Genomic DNA, 14,227 nt, shown 5'->3' with positions numbered 1-14,227 from the left:
GGGCTGGGCTGACAGGCAGGCGCGCAGCCAGCAGGCAGGCGCGCAGCCAGCAGGCAGGCAGGCACGAAGAAGGAGACCCTGGCACGAGGGCGGTGCAAGACTGGGACCCCACATCCCCCGTCGGAGCCCCCACCCGTGACCGCTGATCGTCCACGCCCCCTCCTCCCGCTGGCCCAGACCGGCACGAGCGTCGGCCCCCGCCCCGCCGCCTCAGGCGATGCCGAGGCTCTGCGTGCCGACTGCTCACGCTGTGCTGGCCTGTGCTGCGTCGCCCTGCCCTTCGCGCGGTCGGCGGACTTCGCCTTCACCAAGGCAGCGGGCGACCCCTGCGGCAACCTCACGGAGGGCTTCGGCTGCAGCATCCACACCCGGCTGCGCAGCTCGGGCATGCGCGGGTGCACGGTCTACGACTGCTTCGGCGCCGGGCAGCAGGTGGTGCAGGGCACCTACGCCGGGAAGACCTGGCGGGACGGTGCCCCTGCCGCGGAGATGTTCGAGGTGTTCCCGGTGGTCAAGAACCTCCACGAGCTGCTCTGGTACCTCACCGACGCGCTGTCCCACGAGGCTGCCGAGCCCGAGCACCCCGCCCTGCGCGCCGAGGTCACGCGCACGCAGTCGCTGACCCGCAGGACCCCTGCCGAGCTGCTGGCGCTCGACGTCGACGCCGAGCGCCAGCGGGTCAACACCGTCCTGCTCAGGGCGAGCGCCCTGGTGCGCGGCCAGGCACCCGGGAAGCCCCGAGACCACCGAGGAGCCGACCTCCTCGGGGCCAGGCTCCGCGGTGCGCGGCTGGCCGGGGCGAACCTGCGAGGCACCTACCTCATCGGTGCGGACCTGCGCGGTGCGGACCTGCGCTGGGCCGACGTCATCGGTGCGGACCTGCGCGACGCAGACCTGCGCGGGGCGGACCTCTCGACCACGCTGTTCCTCACCCAGGCCCAGGTGGGCTCCGCACGCGGCGACGCGAGCACCCGGCTCCCGGCCCGCCTCGACGAGCCCGACCACTGGACCGCCTGCTGACCCACGGGGGCCTCGCCCACCGACCCGGACGTCTGACGCCCGGGGTGCGCTCGTCGACCGCGAGGGTGCGCACGTCGACCGCGGCAGCGCGCGACAACCGCCCCAGCCCAGTCTGGCCCGGCTGAGCAGCCCCCTCCCCCGAGGGCCGTCAACCTGTGTCTCGACAGGTCAGCACCATCGATCTGCGGCAACTACTAAAACGTTATCAATAACGTTTGACATGACGCAGTCGCGCTTGCCAGACTCATCCCCACGCACCCCTGAGGGGCACCACGACAGGTCTCGACGACGACGACCGAGCAGCAGACGACGACTGTCCGCTGCACCTGTGGCACCACCGGGGAGCACGGCCGACCAGGACGCGGGACACCGCACCCGGCGGTCACCAGCGGTCGGCCTCGAGCGAGGCCCCGTCCACCGTGCAGCTCAACGAAGAGGATGAGTCTCATGAAACTACGGAAGATCCTGGCGATCTCAGCGGCCATGGCTGTGGGTGCCGGAGCGCTCGGCGCCTGCGGAGGCGACGACTCCGGTTCCGGGTCCGACGACTCGAGCATGACGTTCTGGCACAACTCGACCACCGGCGAGGGCAAGGCCTACTGGGAGAGCACGGTCGCCGACTTCGAGGCCGCCAACCCGGGCGTGACCATCTCGATCCAGGCGATCCAGAACGAAGACATGGACGGCAAGCTCCAGACCGCCCTCAACTCCGGTGACGCCCCTGACATCTTCATGGCGCGCGGCGGCGGCAAGCTCGCCGACGTGGTCGAGGCCGGACAGGTCAAGGACATCTCCGACGCGATCGACGACACCACCCGTGCCGCCCTCGGCGACGCCGCACTCAACGCCTTCAGCGTCGACGGGAAGATCTACGGCATGCCCACGGCGATCCTCCCCGGAGGCGTCTACTACAGCCAGGACCTCTTCGACCAGGCCGGCATCACGGCAGCACCGACCACCATGGACGAGCTCGACACCGCGGTGAGCGCGCTCAAGACCGCGGGGATCTCACCTGTCGCCCTCGGCGGCAAGGACGCGTGGCCCGCCGCGCACTGGTACTACTTCTTCGCGCTGCGCGAGTGCTCGCAGCAGACCATCGAAGACGCCGCCAAGTCCAAGAGCTTCGACGACCCGTGCTGGCTCGCCGCCGGTGAAGACCTCCAGGCCTTCGCCGACACCGAGCCCTTCAACGACGGGTTCCTCACCACGACGGCGCAGCAGGGTGCTGGCTCCTCGGCGGGCCTCATCGCCAACCACCTCGCGGGCATGGAGCTCATGGGCGCCTGGAACCCCGGGGTCATCGCCAGCCTGACGCCCGACGAGAAGCCCCTCGCCGACCTCGCCTGGTTCCCGTTCCCGGCCGTCGAGGGCGGCGACGGCGACCCCGGCGCCATGATGGGCGGTGTCGACGGCTTCTCCTGCTCCGTGGACGCCCCGGACGCGTGCACAGACTTCCTCAACTTCTTCATGCAGAAGGAGTACCAGGAGGGCTACGCCAACGCCTTCCACACCCTCCCGGCCAGCAAGGACGCCCAGGGCGTCGTGAGCGAGCCCGCGCTCCAGTCGATCCTCACCGCGTACAACGAGGCACCGTACGTCACGGTCTGGATGGACACCCTCTTCGGCCAGAACGTCGGCAACGCGCTCAACAGCGGGGTCGTGGACCTCCTCGCCGGCAAGGGTGACCCTGCAGGGATCGTCCAGGCCGTCGCCGACGCAGCGGCCAAGGGGTAGTCGACCACCATGAGCGAATCCTCGGACAAGGACGTCCTGACTTCGAGGACCTCGCCCGGCGCGATCGCGACGGTGGGGGACGAGCGTCCCTCGTCCCCCACCGTCCGGCCCGCTCAGCGGCGACGTCCCGACTGGCGCAAGCGGCTCGAGATCCTCCTCCTGTCGGGCCCCGCCATCTTCATGTTCCTGGCCTTCGTCATCTTCCCCGTGGTGATGGCCGCCTACTACGGGTTCTTCAGGTGGAAGGGCTACGGGGCCCCGACAGACTTCGTCGGTCTGGACAACTACCTCATCATCTTCAAGGACAGCGCCTTCCACGAGGCGCTCATGCACAACGGCTTCATCCTCGTGATGTCGCTCGTGCTCCAGGGCCCCGCTGCCGTGGCGCTCGCGCTGCTGCTCAACCAGAACATGCGCGGACGCTCGCTCGTGCGGGTGCTGATCTTCGTGCCCTACGTCATCTCCGAGGTGATCGTCGGGACCGGCTGGAGCCTCATGCTCCAGACCAACGGCGCCGTCAACGGCATGCTCGTCAAGATGGGCCTGCCCGGCTGGACCGTCGACTGGTTGTCCGACCCCAAGGTCGCCATCTGGTCGCTCATGGTGATCATCACCTGGAAGTACGTCGGCTTCGCCGTGATCCTCTTCCTCGCCGGCCTGCAGAGCATCCCCACCGAGCTCTTCGAGGCGTCGGCGATCGACGGCGCGACCTACTGGAAGACCCAGCGCTACATCACCCTCCCGCTGCTCGGCCCGACCATCCGCATCTGGGCCTTCTTGTCGATCATCGGGTCGCTCCAGCTCTTCGACCTCGTCTACATCGTCTGGGGCCAGTACGTCGCGTCGACCGCAGGGACGTCGACCATGGCCACCTACATGGTCACCAACGGCCGCATGGCCGGGAACTACGGCTTCGGCAACGCCGTCGCGGTCGTTCTCTTCTTCATCTCGCTCGCCATCGCGCTCGTCTACCAGCGCTTCGTGCTCCGCCGCGACACCGAGGGTGCGCTCACAGAAGGGAAGAAGTGATGACCACCATCGCAGCCCGACGGTCCGTCGCCCCCGTGCGACCCCGCAAGCACTCGTCGATCGACAGCGCGAGCCCGACCACCTACCTCATCGCACTGGTCTTCGTGACGGTCTGCATCGCGCCGGTGCTCTACATCATCCTCGGCGGGTTCAGGACGAACGCGCAGATCACCACGGACCCCGCAGGCTTCCCGAGCCCGTGGCAGCTCGGCAACTACGCCGACGTGCTGGCGAACTCGATCTTCTGGCGGCAGGTCGGCAACTCGGCGATCAGCGCGATCTTCACGACAGTCGGCGTCGTCGTCCTGGGGGTCATGGCCAGCTACGTCATCGCGCGGTACACGTTCAAGGGGCGCGGGGCGATGTACTCGCTCTTCGCCGCCGGTCTCATGTTCCCGATGACCGTGGCCATCACGCCGCTGTACATCCTCATCAAGAACCTCGGGCTCATGAACAGCCTCGCGGGGATCATCCTGCCGCAGATCGCCTTCGCGCTGCCCACGACCATCATCATCCTCGTGCCCTTCCTGCGGGCGATCCCCAAGGAGCTCGAGGAGGCCGCCGCGATCGACGGGACGAGCCGCCTCGGCTTCTTCTTCCGCATGGTCGTGCCGCTCTCGGTCCCCGGTGTCGTGACGACAGGGATCCTCGCCTTCATCGGCAGCTGGAACAGCTACATGCTCCCGCTGTTCATCCTCAACGACGAGTCCACCTACACGCTGCCGCTGGGCGTGCAGGCCTTCGCCTCGCAGTACTCCGTCGACACGGCGAAGGTCCTGGCCTTCACCTCGCTGTCGATGATCCCTGCGCTGGTGTTCTTCTCGCTGTTCGAGCGCCGGATCGTCGGCGGCCTCACCGGAGCGGTCAAGGGCTGAGGCCCTCGACGCCCACCGCACGTCCCCAGATCAAGGAGAAGTACCGTGCCCGACCCCTCCCCCACGCTCCCCGAGGTCTCCGAGCTGGTCCGCGCGCTCCACGCCCGGATGACCCTCGAGGAGAAGCTCGCCCAGCTCGTGGGCTACTGGCTCGACCAGAGCGGCACCGTCGCACCGATGCAGTCCGAGATGGCCTCGGGCCAGAAGGACCCCGGGCGGCTCGCGGAGATCACCGAGCACGGGCTCGGGCACTACACGCGGGTCTACGGCACCCGCCCGGTCGACCCTGTCGAGCGGGCGGGGTGGTTGTGGTCGGAGCAGCGGCGGCTCCAGAAGGAGACCCGCCTCGGCATCCCCGCCCTCGTCCACGAGGAGTGCCTGACGGGTCTGGCCGCCTGGAAGGCCGCGACCTTCCCGACGCCGCTGGCCTGGGGGGCGTCCTTCGACCCTGATCTCGTCCACGAGATGGCCCGCCTCATCGGCACCTCGATGCGCCAGCTGGGGATCCACCAGGGCCTGGCCCCGGTCCTCGACGTCGTGCGCGACCCGCGCTGGGGGCGGGTCGACGAGTGCATCGGCGAAGACCCGTACCTCGTGGGGACCGTAGGCACGGCCTACGTCCGAGGCCTGCAGGACTCCGGCGTGCACGCGACCCTCAAGCACTTCGTCGGGTACTCGGCCTCGACCGCCGGGCGCAACCACGCCCCCGTGAGCGCAGGGCCTCGGGAGATCGCCGACGTCTTCCTCCCGCCCTTCGAGATGGCCGTCCTCGACGGCCGGGCCCGGTCGGTCATGAACTCCTACACCGACATCGACGGGGTCCCCGTCGCGTCGACCCCCGCCTACCTCACCGAGATCCTGCGAGAGCGCTGGGGATTCGACGGCGTGGTCGTCGCCGACTACTTCGCTGTCGCCTTCCTCGAGGTCATGCACGCCGTCGCGGCAGACCGGGGCGAGGCCGCGGCCCTCGCGCTCCAGGCCGGCATCGACATCGAGCTGCCGACCGGCGACGCGTACCTCGAGCCGCTCGCGGCGAAGGTGCGCGACGGCTCGCTCGACGAGGCCTTCGTCGACAGGGCCGTGCTGCGGGCTCTGGCGCAGAAGGACGACCTCGGTCTCCTCGACCCCGCGGCCTTCGACGACGGTCCGCCCGAGGAGGTCGACCTGGACTCCCCCATGCACCAGGAAGTCGCCAGGCGCCTGGCCGAGGAGTCGGTCGTGCTGCTGTCCAACGACGGTGTGCTGCCGCTGCTCCGCGACGGGGCCGCGCCGGCGCGGGTCGCTGTCGTGGGACCGAACGCGCACCGGGCAGAGGCCCTCATGGGGTGCTACTCCTTCGCCAACCACGTGCTCGCCCACCACCCGGGGCTGCCGCTCGGCTTCGACATCCCGACGGTCTTCGAGGGGCTGGCGGCGGCCTTCGACGCGAGTGGCGTCGAGCCGCCCGAGCTGCGCTTCGTGGAGGGCTGCTCGGCCGAGGGCGACGACACGTCGGGCTTCGCCGAGGCCGTCTCCGCGGTCGAGTCCTCCGACGTCGCCGTGGTCGTGGTGGGTGACGACGCCGGTCTGTTCGGCCGCGGGACCGTGGGCGAGGGCAACGACACGGAGTCGCTCGAGCTGCCGGGGGTCCAGCGCCGGCTGGTCGACGCGCTGCTCGCCACGGGCACTCCCGTCGTCCTCGTCCTGCTCACAGGTCGTCCCTATGCCGTCGGCTGGGCCCTCGACGGACCTGACGGCACCGATGGTCTCGACGCCGCGGGCCCGCGCCCGTCCGCCGTGGTGCAGGCCTTCTTCCCCGGGGAGGGTGGAGGACTGGCCGTGGCCGACGTCCTCGTCGGCCTGGTCAACCCCTCCGGTCGCCTGCCCGTGTCCATGCCGCGAGCCGCCGGGGCCCAGCCGTACTCCTACCTGCACCCGCGGCTCGGCGGGCCCTCCGACGTCACGTCGACAGACCCGACACCGGTCCGTCCCTTCGGCTTCGGGCTCTCGTACACCACCTTCGACTACACAGACCTCGAGGTCAGCCCCTCGGTCGTGGCCGGCGAGGCGTTCACGGCAGCAGTCACCGTGACCAACACCGGGGCTGTCGCCGGGGTCGACGTCGTGCAGCTCTACGGGCACGACGTCGTCGGGTCGGTCGCCCGCCCGCTCGTCCAGCTGCTCGGCTACGCACGGACCGACCTCGCGCCTGGAGAGTCCCGTCGGCTCGAGCTCACGGTACCCACAGCACGCCTGGCCTTCTCCGACCGGCGGCTGGTCCGTGTGGTCGAGCCTGGGGACGTCGAGGTGTGGTTCGGAGCGCACTCGGCCGCCTCACGCCGGGTGACCAGCACCGGGGACTCGACAGGGGGCGCCATCACGAACGTCCGGGCGACCGGCACCGCCGAGCTCCCCGGCGCGGCGACGGAACGCCACAGGCTCGCGGTCACGGGAGACGTGCACGAGGTCACCCCGGCCGACGCTCGGCTCGTGAGCGTGCGGGTCGTCGGATGAGCGACCTGCCTCAGACGTGCCCGGCGCGGTCGCTGGCGCGGGTACAGGCCCCGGCCCGGACGCCTGCGGCCAAGGCCCGTCGGCACGGCACGGCCGTGATCGGGGCTACGATCCGCCTATGAAGAGCCGGGTCACGATCGTCGACGTCGCCGAGGCCGCAGGGGTCTCCGTCGCCACGGTCTCCAAGGTCGTCAACGAGAGGTACGGCGTCGCTGCAGCGACCCAGGTCCGCGTCCAGGGGGTGATCGAGACGCTGGGCTACGAGTCCAGCCTCGTCGCGCGCAGCATGCGGGCGCACAAGACGCACGTGATCGGCGTGCTGGTCGCCGAGTTCGAGCCGTTCAGCGCGGAGATCCTCAAGGGCGCCGCCTCGGCCCTCGCCGAGACCGACTACGAGCTGCTCGCCTACACGGGCGCGCAGCGCAGCCGGCGCGAGGGATGGGAGCGTCGCTACCTGTCCAGGCTCAGCGGGACGCTCATCGACGGCGCGCTGCTCGTGACCCCGACGGTGAGCGATGCGAGCACCTCGGTGCCCGTCGTCGCGATCGACCCGCACACAGGACCGCTCGGGCTGCCGACCGTCGACTCGGACAACGTCACCGGGGCTCGTGCCGCGACCGAGCACCTCGTCGCCCTCGGGCACCGCCGGATCGCCTTCGTGGCCGGGCGCTCCGACCTCGCGTCGTCGGCCCTGCGCGAGAAGGGCTTCCGCGACGCCATGGCCGAGGCCGGGCTCGTCGTCGACCCTGACCTCGTCCGCGTCGGTGAGTACTCGAAGGAGTCGGCGCGCGCGGCGGCCACCGAGCTGCTGACGCTGCCGGCACCGCCGACGGCGATCTTCGCGGCGAACGACCTGTCGGCTCTCGAGACGATCAAGGTCGCGCACGAGCGCGGGCTCGACGTCCCCGGGGACCTGTCGGTGGTCGGCTTCGACGACATCCCTGAGTCCACGGGCGGCATCCCGCCCCTGACCACGGTCCACCAGCCGATCCAGGAGATGGGCGCCGCGGCGACCCGGCTGCTCGTCGCGCTGATGAACGGCACACCCGTCGACAGCACCTACGTCACGCTGCCGACCTCGCTCGTCGTCCGGGGGACGACGCGGAAGCTGGGCTGAGGGTGGCTCGGCTGTCCGGCGCCGAGCTGGTGCCCCCGCAGGGGTTCGAACCCTGACTGTGCCGATTTTAAGTCGGCTGCCTCTGCCAGTTGGGCTACGGGGGCCACGCTGCCCGGCCGGTCACGACCTGCAGGGCAGGTGTCGGACGATACAACACCGGGCGCTGCGACGGGGGCAGGCAGACCGGAGCCGTGCCTCAGCAGACGACGACGGGGACGCACCGTCACGGTGCGTCCCCGTCGGGGTCGGGCCCTCCGCCTCAGCAGAGCACCCCGTGAGGCGTCGTCAGGACTTCGACGCGTCCTCGGTGTTGTTGGTCTCCGTCGGAGCCATCGGCGTGGTCTTCGCGGCCTCGGCCGGAGCCTCCTTCGGCTTGGCCGGCACGGAGACCGCGCGGAACTCGGCGCGCGGGTCGTGGATCGAGCCGAGGGAGACGACCTCGCGGCGCAGGAAGTACGTCCCGAACCAGTTGGTGAGGATGCGGATCTTGCGGCTCGCGGTCGGCATCGCGGCGACGTGGTACGCGCGGTGCATGACCCAGGCCGGGAAGCCCTTGAGCTTGATCGAGCCGAAGAGGATCGCGACACCCTTGTGCAGGCCGAGCGAGGCGACGGTGCCGAGGTTCTTGTGCTTGTACTCGGTGACCGGGCCCGACTTCAGCGACTGGAAGAGGTTGTCGGCCATGACCTTCGCCTCACGGATCGCGTGCTGGGCGTTCGGCGGGCAGAACTTGCCCGGGTTGTAGAGGTCGGGGACCGCTGCGCAGTCACCGGCGCCCCAGGCACCCTCGACGACGTTGCCGTCCTCGTCCGCGACCTGGAGGGTCGGCAGGACCATGAGGCGGCCCATCTTGTCGAGCGGCAGGTCCGAGGTGCCGAGCACCGGGTTGGCCTTGACGCCAGCGGTCCAGACGATGGTCTCGGAGTCGAACTCGACACCCGTCGAGGTGACGACGTGGCCGTCGACGCACGAGCTGAGGAAGGTCGAGAGGTGGAACTCGATGCCGCGCTTCTTCATCTCGGCGAGGGCGTAGTTGGCCATCTCGAGTGTGAGCTCGGGGAGGATGCGGTCCGTGCCCTCGATCATGACGAAGCGGATGTCGTCCTGCGAGACGCCCGGGAGGTTCTTGGCGGCCGCGCGGGCCATGTCCTCGGTCTCGGCGAGCGCCTCGATGCCGGCGAACCCACCACCGATGAAGGTGAAGGTGAGCATGCGGCGGCGGAGCTCGGGGTCCCAGGTGGACGACGCGAGGTTGATGCGGTTGAGGATGTGGTTGCGGAGCGCCACGGCCTCTTCGACGTTCTTGAAGCCGATGCCCTGCTCTGCGAGTCCCGGGATCGGGAGCGTGCGGGCGACCGAGCCGAGGCCGACGATGAGGTGGTCGTACGTGATCGTGTAGACGTCGCCCTCTTCGGGGGTGATCTCGATCGTGCGGTTGCCGTGGTCGATGTTCGTGACCTTGCCCTGGAGCGTGTCGACGTGCTTGAGCGCGCGGCGGTGCGGCGCGACGACGTCACGGTCCTGGATCGAGCCGGCCGCGACCTCGGGGAGGAACGGCGCGTAGGTCATGTACGGGCGAGGGTCGACGACGACGATCGCAGCCTCGCGGCGCCCGAGGCGCTTGCGGAGGCGACGGGCCGAGTAGAGGCCGACCGATCCACCACCGAGCACGACGATGCGCGGAACCTTGCGCGGCTTGGGCGCGCGTGCAGGTTCCGTCGACGATGAGGAGGACGCACTAGCCGGGGTCACGTCAGTCTGAGCCATACAGCCATGATATTCGCGGGTCTTTGGTCCGCGAACCCGGAACGCAGTGATCCGCGGCACAGAAGTCCTCACATGCCGTGCACACGGCGTCCACCTGCGCGGACAGGCCGCTCGGGCAGCCTGTCCGCGCAGGGCTGAAAGCCGATCAGCCTGCGGGGGGCGCGTCCGCTGGTCGGCTGGTCCCCTCGGGACCGGGGGCAACGGCGTCCGGTGCGGCCTGGTCGGAGCCCGGGACGGCAGGTTCCTCCGCCGAACCGTCGGTGGGTTCGACCCCTTCCCCGGCCGCCGGCCCGGTCTCTCCGGGTGCAGGCACCTGCTCCGAGCCCACCCCGGGCACGTCGTCGAGGTCGAGCGGAGCGACGCTCCGCACAGGCGGCAGAGGGACGACGGCCGTCTCCCGGAGCTGAGCGGGGTCGATCTCGTCCGTCGTGCTGTAGTCGTCGCTCCGCAACGTCGGGACGGGGTAGGCGTTGCGGACCTCGCGCCCGTCGACGTCGAGCAGAGGGACCCAGGAGAGGAGAGTCGCCTCCCCAGAGATCCACCGTCCACCCGGCTCGTCGACCCGGACCGCCCGTCCCTGGTTGTCGAGGATCTGCGCGTGCTCGACATACTCTCCGTCGGCGTCGTAGACGAAGAGGTTTGTCACCCGCGACCCGTCGACGTAGACACCGTCGATCAGCGCTGCTTCGCTGGCGCCGGTCTCGACGTACCGGACCTCGGGCGGGCTCGCCATCGACACCACACCCGGGATCAGGAAGACCGCCGCGAGGACGTTCGCCGCGAAGACGAAGGGCCTGCCCTTGCCGCGCGCGTCCCAGCGCCCTCGCCCGAGCTCGACGCTGACCCAGACGAGCCCGAGGAGCACGACCCACTCAGGCAGAGATCTTGGTGCGACGACGGCTCCGTCGTCGCTGCCGACCGTGAAGAAGATGCCGAACAGGACCCAACCGCGCGCGACCCACCACGCCGGACGGATCGACTCGGCGAAACCGCTGACGCCTGGCCACGAAGGGTGCGACACCACAGCTTGCTTCTGCACAGCCCACCAGGCCTGCAGGTCTTCCCACCGTGTGGTCCCCAGGTCCGGGGCTCCCGGGTCGGCCACAGGCGGCAGCCCAGCCGCCGACCTCAGCTCCGCGGCGTAGTCGGCCGGGGAGCCAAAACGGGCAGCAAGGTCGAGGATGGCCTCGCCCGCCGGTCCATCGACCCGCACCGCAGGGACCTCGCCGGTCACCGGACGCGCGTCAGGGTCGGCCAGGGCTTCGGCGAGGTCGGCCTCGAGCCCGTCGGTGAGGTCTTCGACCTGCTCTGACGGGAGATCGGCGAGGTGCGTGCGGACCTGCGCGGCGTACGCCGACACGTGCCCGAGAAGTGCCGCGGTCATCATGCTGCCCCCTTCATGAGGAGCGCGGTCATCGCGCCCGAGAACTCTTTCCACTCCGTGCGCTGGGTCGTGAGCATCGCCCGCCCCTGCGGGTTGATGCCGTAGTACTTGCGGTGCGGGCCCTCGTCTGACGGGACGACATAGCTGCTGAGCACCCCTGCCGAGTAGAGCCGTCGCAGCGTGCCGTAGACCGAGGCGTCACCGACGTCTTCGAGGCCCGCGGCGCGGAGCCGGCGCACGACGTCGTAGCCGTAGCCGTCAGCGTCGTCGAGCACCGCGAGGACCGCAGCGTCGAGCACCCCTCGCAAGAGCTGGGTGGTATCCATCGGGCCTCCAGGTACGTGAGCGGCCGGTGCGGACGACCGGGCCGGCGCGATCCCCGACGTCTTCAGGTACGCCGCGGTCGTGCACCGCACACGGTACTACGCACCGCGCACTACCGGGCGTGCAGAAGTACTCCACGGCGTGTCGTAGCTCCTGGTGGAGGCGACAGCGCGCCCGTGCAGGTTCGCACGGGCGCGCTGTCAGTCCTCGGTCCTGTCGAGCCTCAGCTCGGGCTCACGCCTGAGCGACGCTCCAGGCGATCCCGTCGAGGATGTCGTGCTCGCTCGTGACGACCTCGGTGAGCTCTCCCCCGGCGGCGGCGACCTCGTCGCGCACACGGCGGACGACCTCGGACCACACGAGGGCCCCGGCAGCGATGACGTCGACACGGCCCGGGTGCATGAAACCGAGGGCCGCGCGCTCGTCGCGCGTCTTGGACAGGAGGTCCTCGCAGGCCGCGAGGGTCTGCTCGACTGTCAGCACAGACCCGTTGATGCGGTCACGGTCGTAGCGCTCGAGCCCGAGGGCGTGCGCGGTGACCGTCGTGACGGTGCCTGCGAGGCCGACCAGGGTCCCGGCCTGGCCGAGCGGGACGACGAGGGCCGCGGCGTCGAGCGCAGCCCTGACGTCGCTGCGGGCGGCGTCGACCTGCTCTGCGGTCGGCGGGTCGAGCGTGAGGTGGCGCTCGGTCATGCGGACGCAGCCGACGTCCATCGACCGCGCGGCGTCGGGGGCGTCGGTGCCGAGGACCACCTCGGTCGAGCCGCCACCGAGGTCGACGACGAGGTAGGGCGCCGTGTGGCCTGCTCCGAGGACGCTCGTCGCCCCGCGGAAGCTGAGCTCGGCCTCTTCGTCGCCCGAGATGACCTCGGGCTCGACGCCGATCGCCGCGAGGACCCCGTCCACGAAGTCTTGGCGGTTCTCGGCGTCACGGGACGCCGAGGTCGCGACGAAGCGCACGCGCTCTGCGCCGAGCTCGTGGCACGTCTGCGCGTAGCGGCGGGTGGCCTCGAGGGTGCGCTCGAGCGCCTCGGGGGCCAGCCTCCCGGTCTTGTCGACCCCCTGACCGAGCCGGACGACCTCCATCTCGCGGACCAGGTCCGTGAGGGTGCCGGCCTCGACGTCGACGTCGGCGACGAGCAGGCGGATCGAGTTGGTGCCGCAGTCGATCGCGGCGACGCGACGGGTTCCCGGGGCGGGCGCCTGTGCCGCTGTCGAGGCGTCGGGCGAAGAGGGGGTGGTGTGTGCAGCCGAGGTCATGAGACCTAGCCTGCCACCTCCCGCCGACACCCGCGGACCCGACCGGCCTGCTCCTGTCAGCAGGTGCAGCGGTCCTGTCGCCAGGTGTGCGCGATGAGCCCGAGCGCCTCGTCGCCGAGGGGGTTCACGCCAGGTCCGGCCGCGAGGGCGTGCCCCACGAGCACGTGCAGGCACTTGACGCGGGTGGGCATGCCGCCTGCGGAGATCCCGGCGATCTCCTCGACGTGACCGAGCTCTTCGCGCTGGGCGAGGTAGTGCTCGTGGGCGGCGCGGTACGCGGCGGCGAGCTCCTCGTCTTCGAGCAGGCGCTCGGACATCTCCTTCATCACGCCGTTCGCCTCGAGCGTGCTCGCGGCCGCGACGGCACCCGGGCTCGTGAGGTAGTACGTGGTCGGGAACGGGGTCCCGTCGTCGAGCCTCGGCGCTGTGCGCACGACGAGCGGGCGCCCGCAGACGCAGCGGGCAGCGATGCCGACGACCCCGCGGGGGACGCGTCCGAGCTGCTCGGCGAGGACCTCGAGGTCACGCTCGGTGACGGCTGTCGGGTCTGGGACGACGGCGGGTGCCGGCTCGGTCACGGGGCGTTCCTTCGTTCGGGTGGGCTTCGATCGCGCGGACCATTGTCTCCCGGATCCCCCGCTGCCCCGAACCAGGAGGTCAGCCGGTCTGCCCGGCCACCCCGACGGAGTCCCAGACCGTGGAGTACCAGGGCTGGTCCTCCACGAGACCCGAGGTGACGGCGCCGTCCTCGACGGCGCCCTGGGTCTCGGCGGGCACGGGTTCCTCGACGGACTCGGGGTCGACGACCCTGTAGGCCTGCTCCCCCGGGAACACGAAGGTCAGCCGCTCGCGCGCCTGGGCGATCACGAACCTGTCGTCCTGCCAGCGGCTGAGCTCGTTGGTCGCGTCGGCGTTCTGCTCCTGGATCTGCGCGAGCTGCGACCTCAGCTCTTCGTTGGCAGAGCGCTGCTTGAAGAACTGCAGCGCTGTCGGCAGCGTGAGGATGAACCCCATGAGCGCGACCAAGATGATGACAGCCGACCGCACCGTGAAGATGCGCACCCAGCCGCGGGGCTTCGCGACGGGCGCGGGTCCGCTCTGACGGACCGGCGCCGGCCGGACGGCACGGTTCGACCCTGTCGACCCGCCTCGGGGAGCAGAGCTCCCGCGGGGCGCTGGGGCGCTGCGCGGGGTGGGCGCGCTGCGCCCCAGCGCCCCGCGGGA

At 70.6% G+C, this 14,227-nt stretch carries 12 protein-coding genes and 1 tRNA gene; 6 read left to right on the top strand and 7 right to left on the bottom strand.

Annotation, left to right across the window (positions count from 1 at the left end; translation table 11 throughout):
* Positions 1-135 precede the first annotated feature (135 nt).
* The 6 genes from HZZ10_RS18175 (at position 136) to HZZ10_RS18150 (ending at position 8,268) form a co-directional block, all read left to right on the top strand.
* Entirely contained in the window at positions 136-1,020 is an 885-nt protein-coding gene (locus HZZ10_RS18175) for a pentapeptide repeat-containing protein (protein ID WP_179914588.1), read from the top strand.
* 447 nt (positions 1,021-1,467) lie between these two features.
* On the top strand, positions 1,468-2,754 hold the full coding sequence (locus tag HZZ10_RS18170) for an extracellular solute-binding protein (protein WP_179914587.1): 1,287 nt from the start codon (positions 1,468-1,470) through the stop codon (positions 2,752-2,754).
* A gap of 9 nt (positions 2,755-2,763) precedes the next feature.
* Positions 2,764-3,783: a carbohydrate ABC transporter permease gene (locus tag HZZ10_RS18165; protein WP_082544199.1), complete on the top strand. Its 1,020-nt coding sequence runs from the start codon at positions 2,764-2,766 to the stop codon at positions 3,781-3,783.
* Positions 3,783-4,658 (top strand): carbohydrate ABC transporter permease, encoded by an 876-nt coding sequence (locus HZZ10_RS18160; protein WP_056136652.1) that lies wholly within the window; start codon positions 3,783-3,785, stop codon positions 4,656-4,658. Before HZZ10_RS18165 ends, HZZ10_RS18160 begins: the two co-directional genes overlap by 1 nt.
* Positions 4,659-4,703: 45 nt before the next feature.
* Positions 4,704-7,151: a beta-xylosidase/alpha-l-arabinosidase gene (locus HZZ10_RS18155; protein WP_308507619.1), complete on the top strand. Its 2,448-nt coding sequence runs from the start codon at positions 4,704-4,706 to the stop codon at positions 7,149-7,151.
* A 118-nt stretch (positions 7,152-7,269) separates the two neighbouring features.
* Positions 7,270-8,268: a LacI family DNA-binding transcriptional regulator gene (locus tag HZZ10_RS18150; RefSeq protein ID WP_056136647.1), complete on the top strand. Its 999-nt coding sequence runs from the start codon at positions 7,270-7,272 to the stop codon at positions 8,266-8,268.
* Between the two features lie 27 nt (positions 8,269-8,295).
* Here the strand turns inward: HZZ10_RS18150 and HZZ10_RS18145 are convergent.
* From HZZ10_RS18145 to HZZ10_RS19205, 7 genes are all read right to left on the bottom strand, one after another.
* Positions 8,296-8,372: transfer RNA gene (locus HZZ10_RS18145), tRNA-Leu, on the bottom strand.
* 181 nt (positions 8,373-8,553) lie between these two features.
* Positions 8,554-10,035: an NAD(P)/FAD-dependent oxidoreductase gene (locus HZZ10_RS18140; RefSeq protein ID WP_218928939.1), complete on the bottom strand. Its 1,482-nt coding sequence runs from the start codon at positions 10,033-10,035 to the stop codon at positions 8,554-8,556.
* 145 nt (positions 10,036-10,180) lie between these two features.
* Positions 10,181-11,419, bottom strand: a complete 1,239-nt coding sequence (locus HZZ10_RS18135; protein WP_179914586.1) for an HAAS signaling domain-containing protein — start codon at positions 11,417-11,419, stop codon at positions 10,181-10,183.
* On the bottom strand, positions 11,419-11,745 hold the full coding sequence (locus tag HZZ10_RS18130; protein ID WP_179914585.1) for a PadR family transcriptional regulator: 327 nt from the start codon (positions 11,743-11,745) through the stop codon (positions 11,419-11,421). The genes HZZ10_RS18135 and HZZ10_RS18130 overlap by 1 nt, the downstream gene beginning before the upstream one ends.
* Before the next feature lie 232 nt (positions 11,746-11,977).
* On the bottom strand, positions 11,978-13,003 hold the full coding sequence (locus tag HZZ10_RS18125) for a Ppx/GppA phosphatase family protein (protein ID WP_228087802.1): 1,026 nt from the start codon (positions 13,001-13,003) through the stop codon (positions 11,978-11,980).
* 56 nt (positions 13,004-13,059) lie between these two features.
* Entirely contained in the window at positions 13,060-13,581 is a 522-nt protein-coding gene (locus HZZ10_RS18120) for a DUF501 domain-containing protein (RefSeq protein WP_179914584.1), read from the bottom strand.
* Positions 13,582-13,660: 79 nt separating this feature from the next.
* On the bottom strand, positions 13,661-14,227 hold a 567-nt coding region (locus HZZ10_RS19205), incomplete at its 5' end, for an FtsB family cell division protein (RefSeq protein ID WP_218928938.1).

It is taken from the genome of Sanguibacter inulinus (assembly GCF_013415325.1).
In the GTDB taxonomy this organism is placed as follows: domain Bacteria; phylum Actinomycetota; class Actinomycetes; order Actinomycetales; family Cellulomonadaceae; genus Sanguibacter; species Sanguibacter inulinus.
This window is presented reverse-complemented; position numbering and strand designations above follow the sequence as displayed.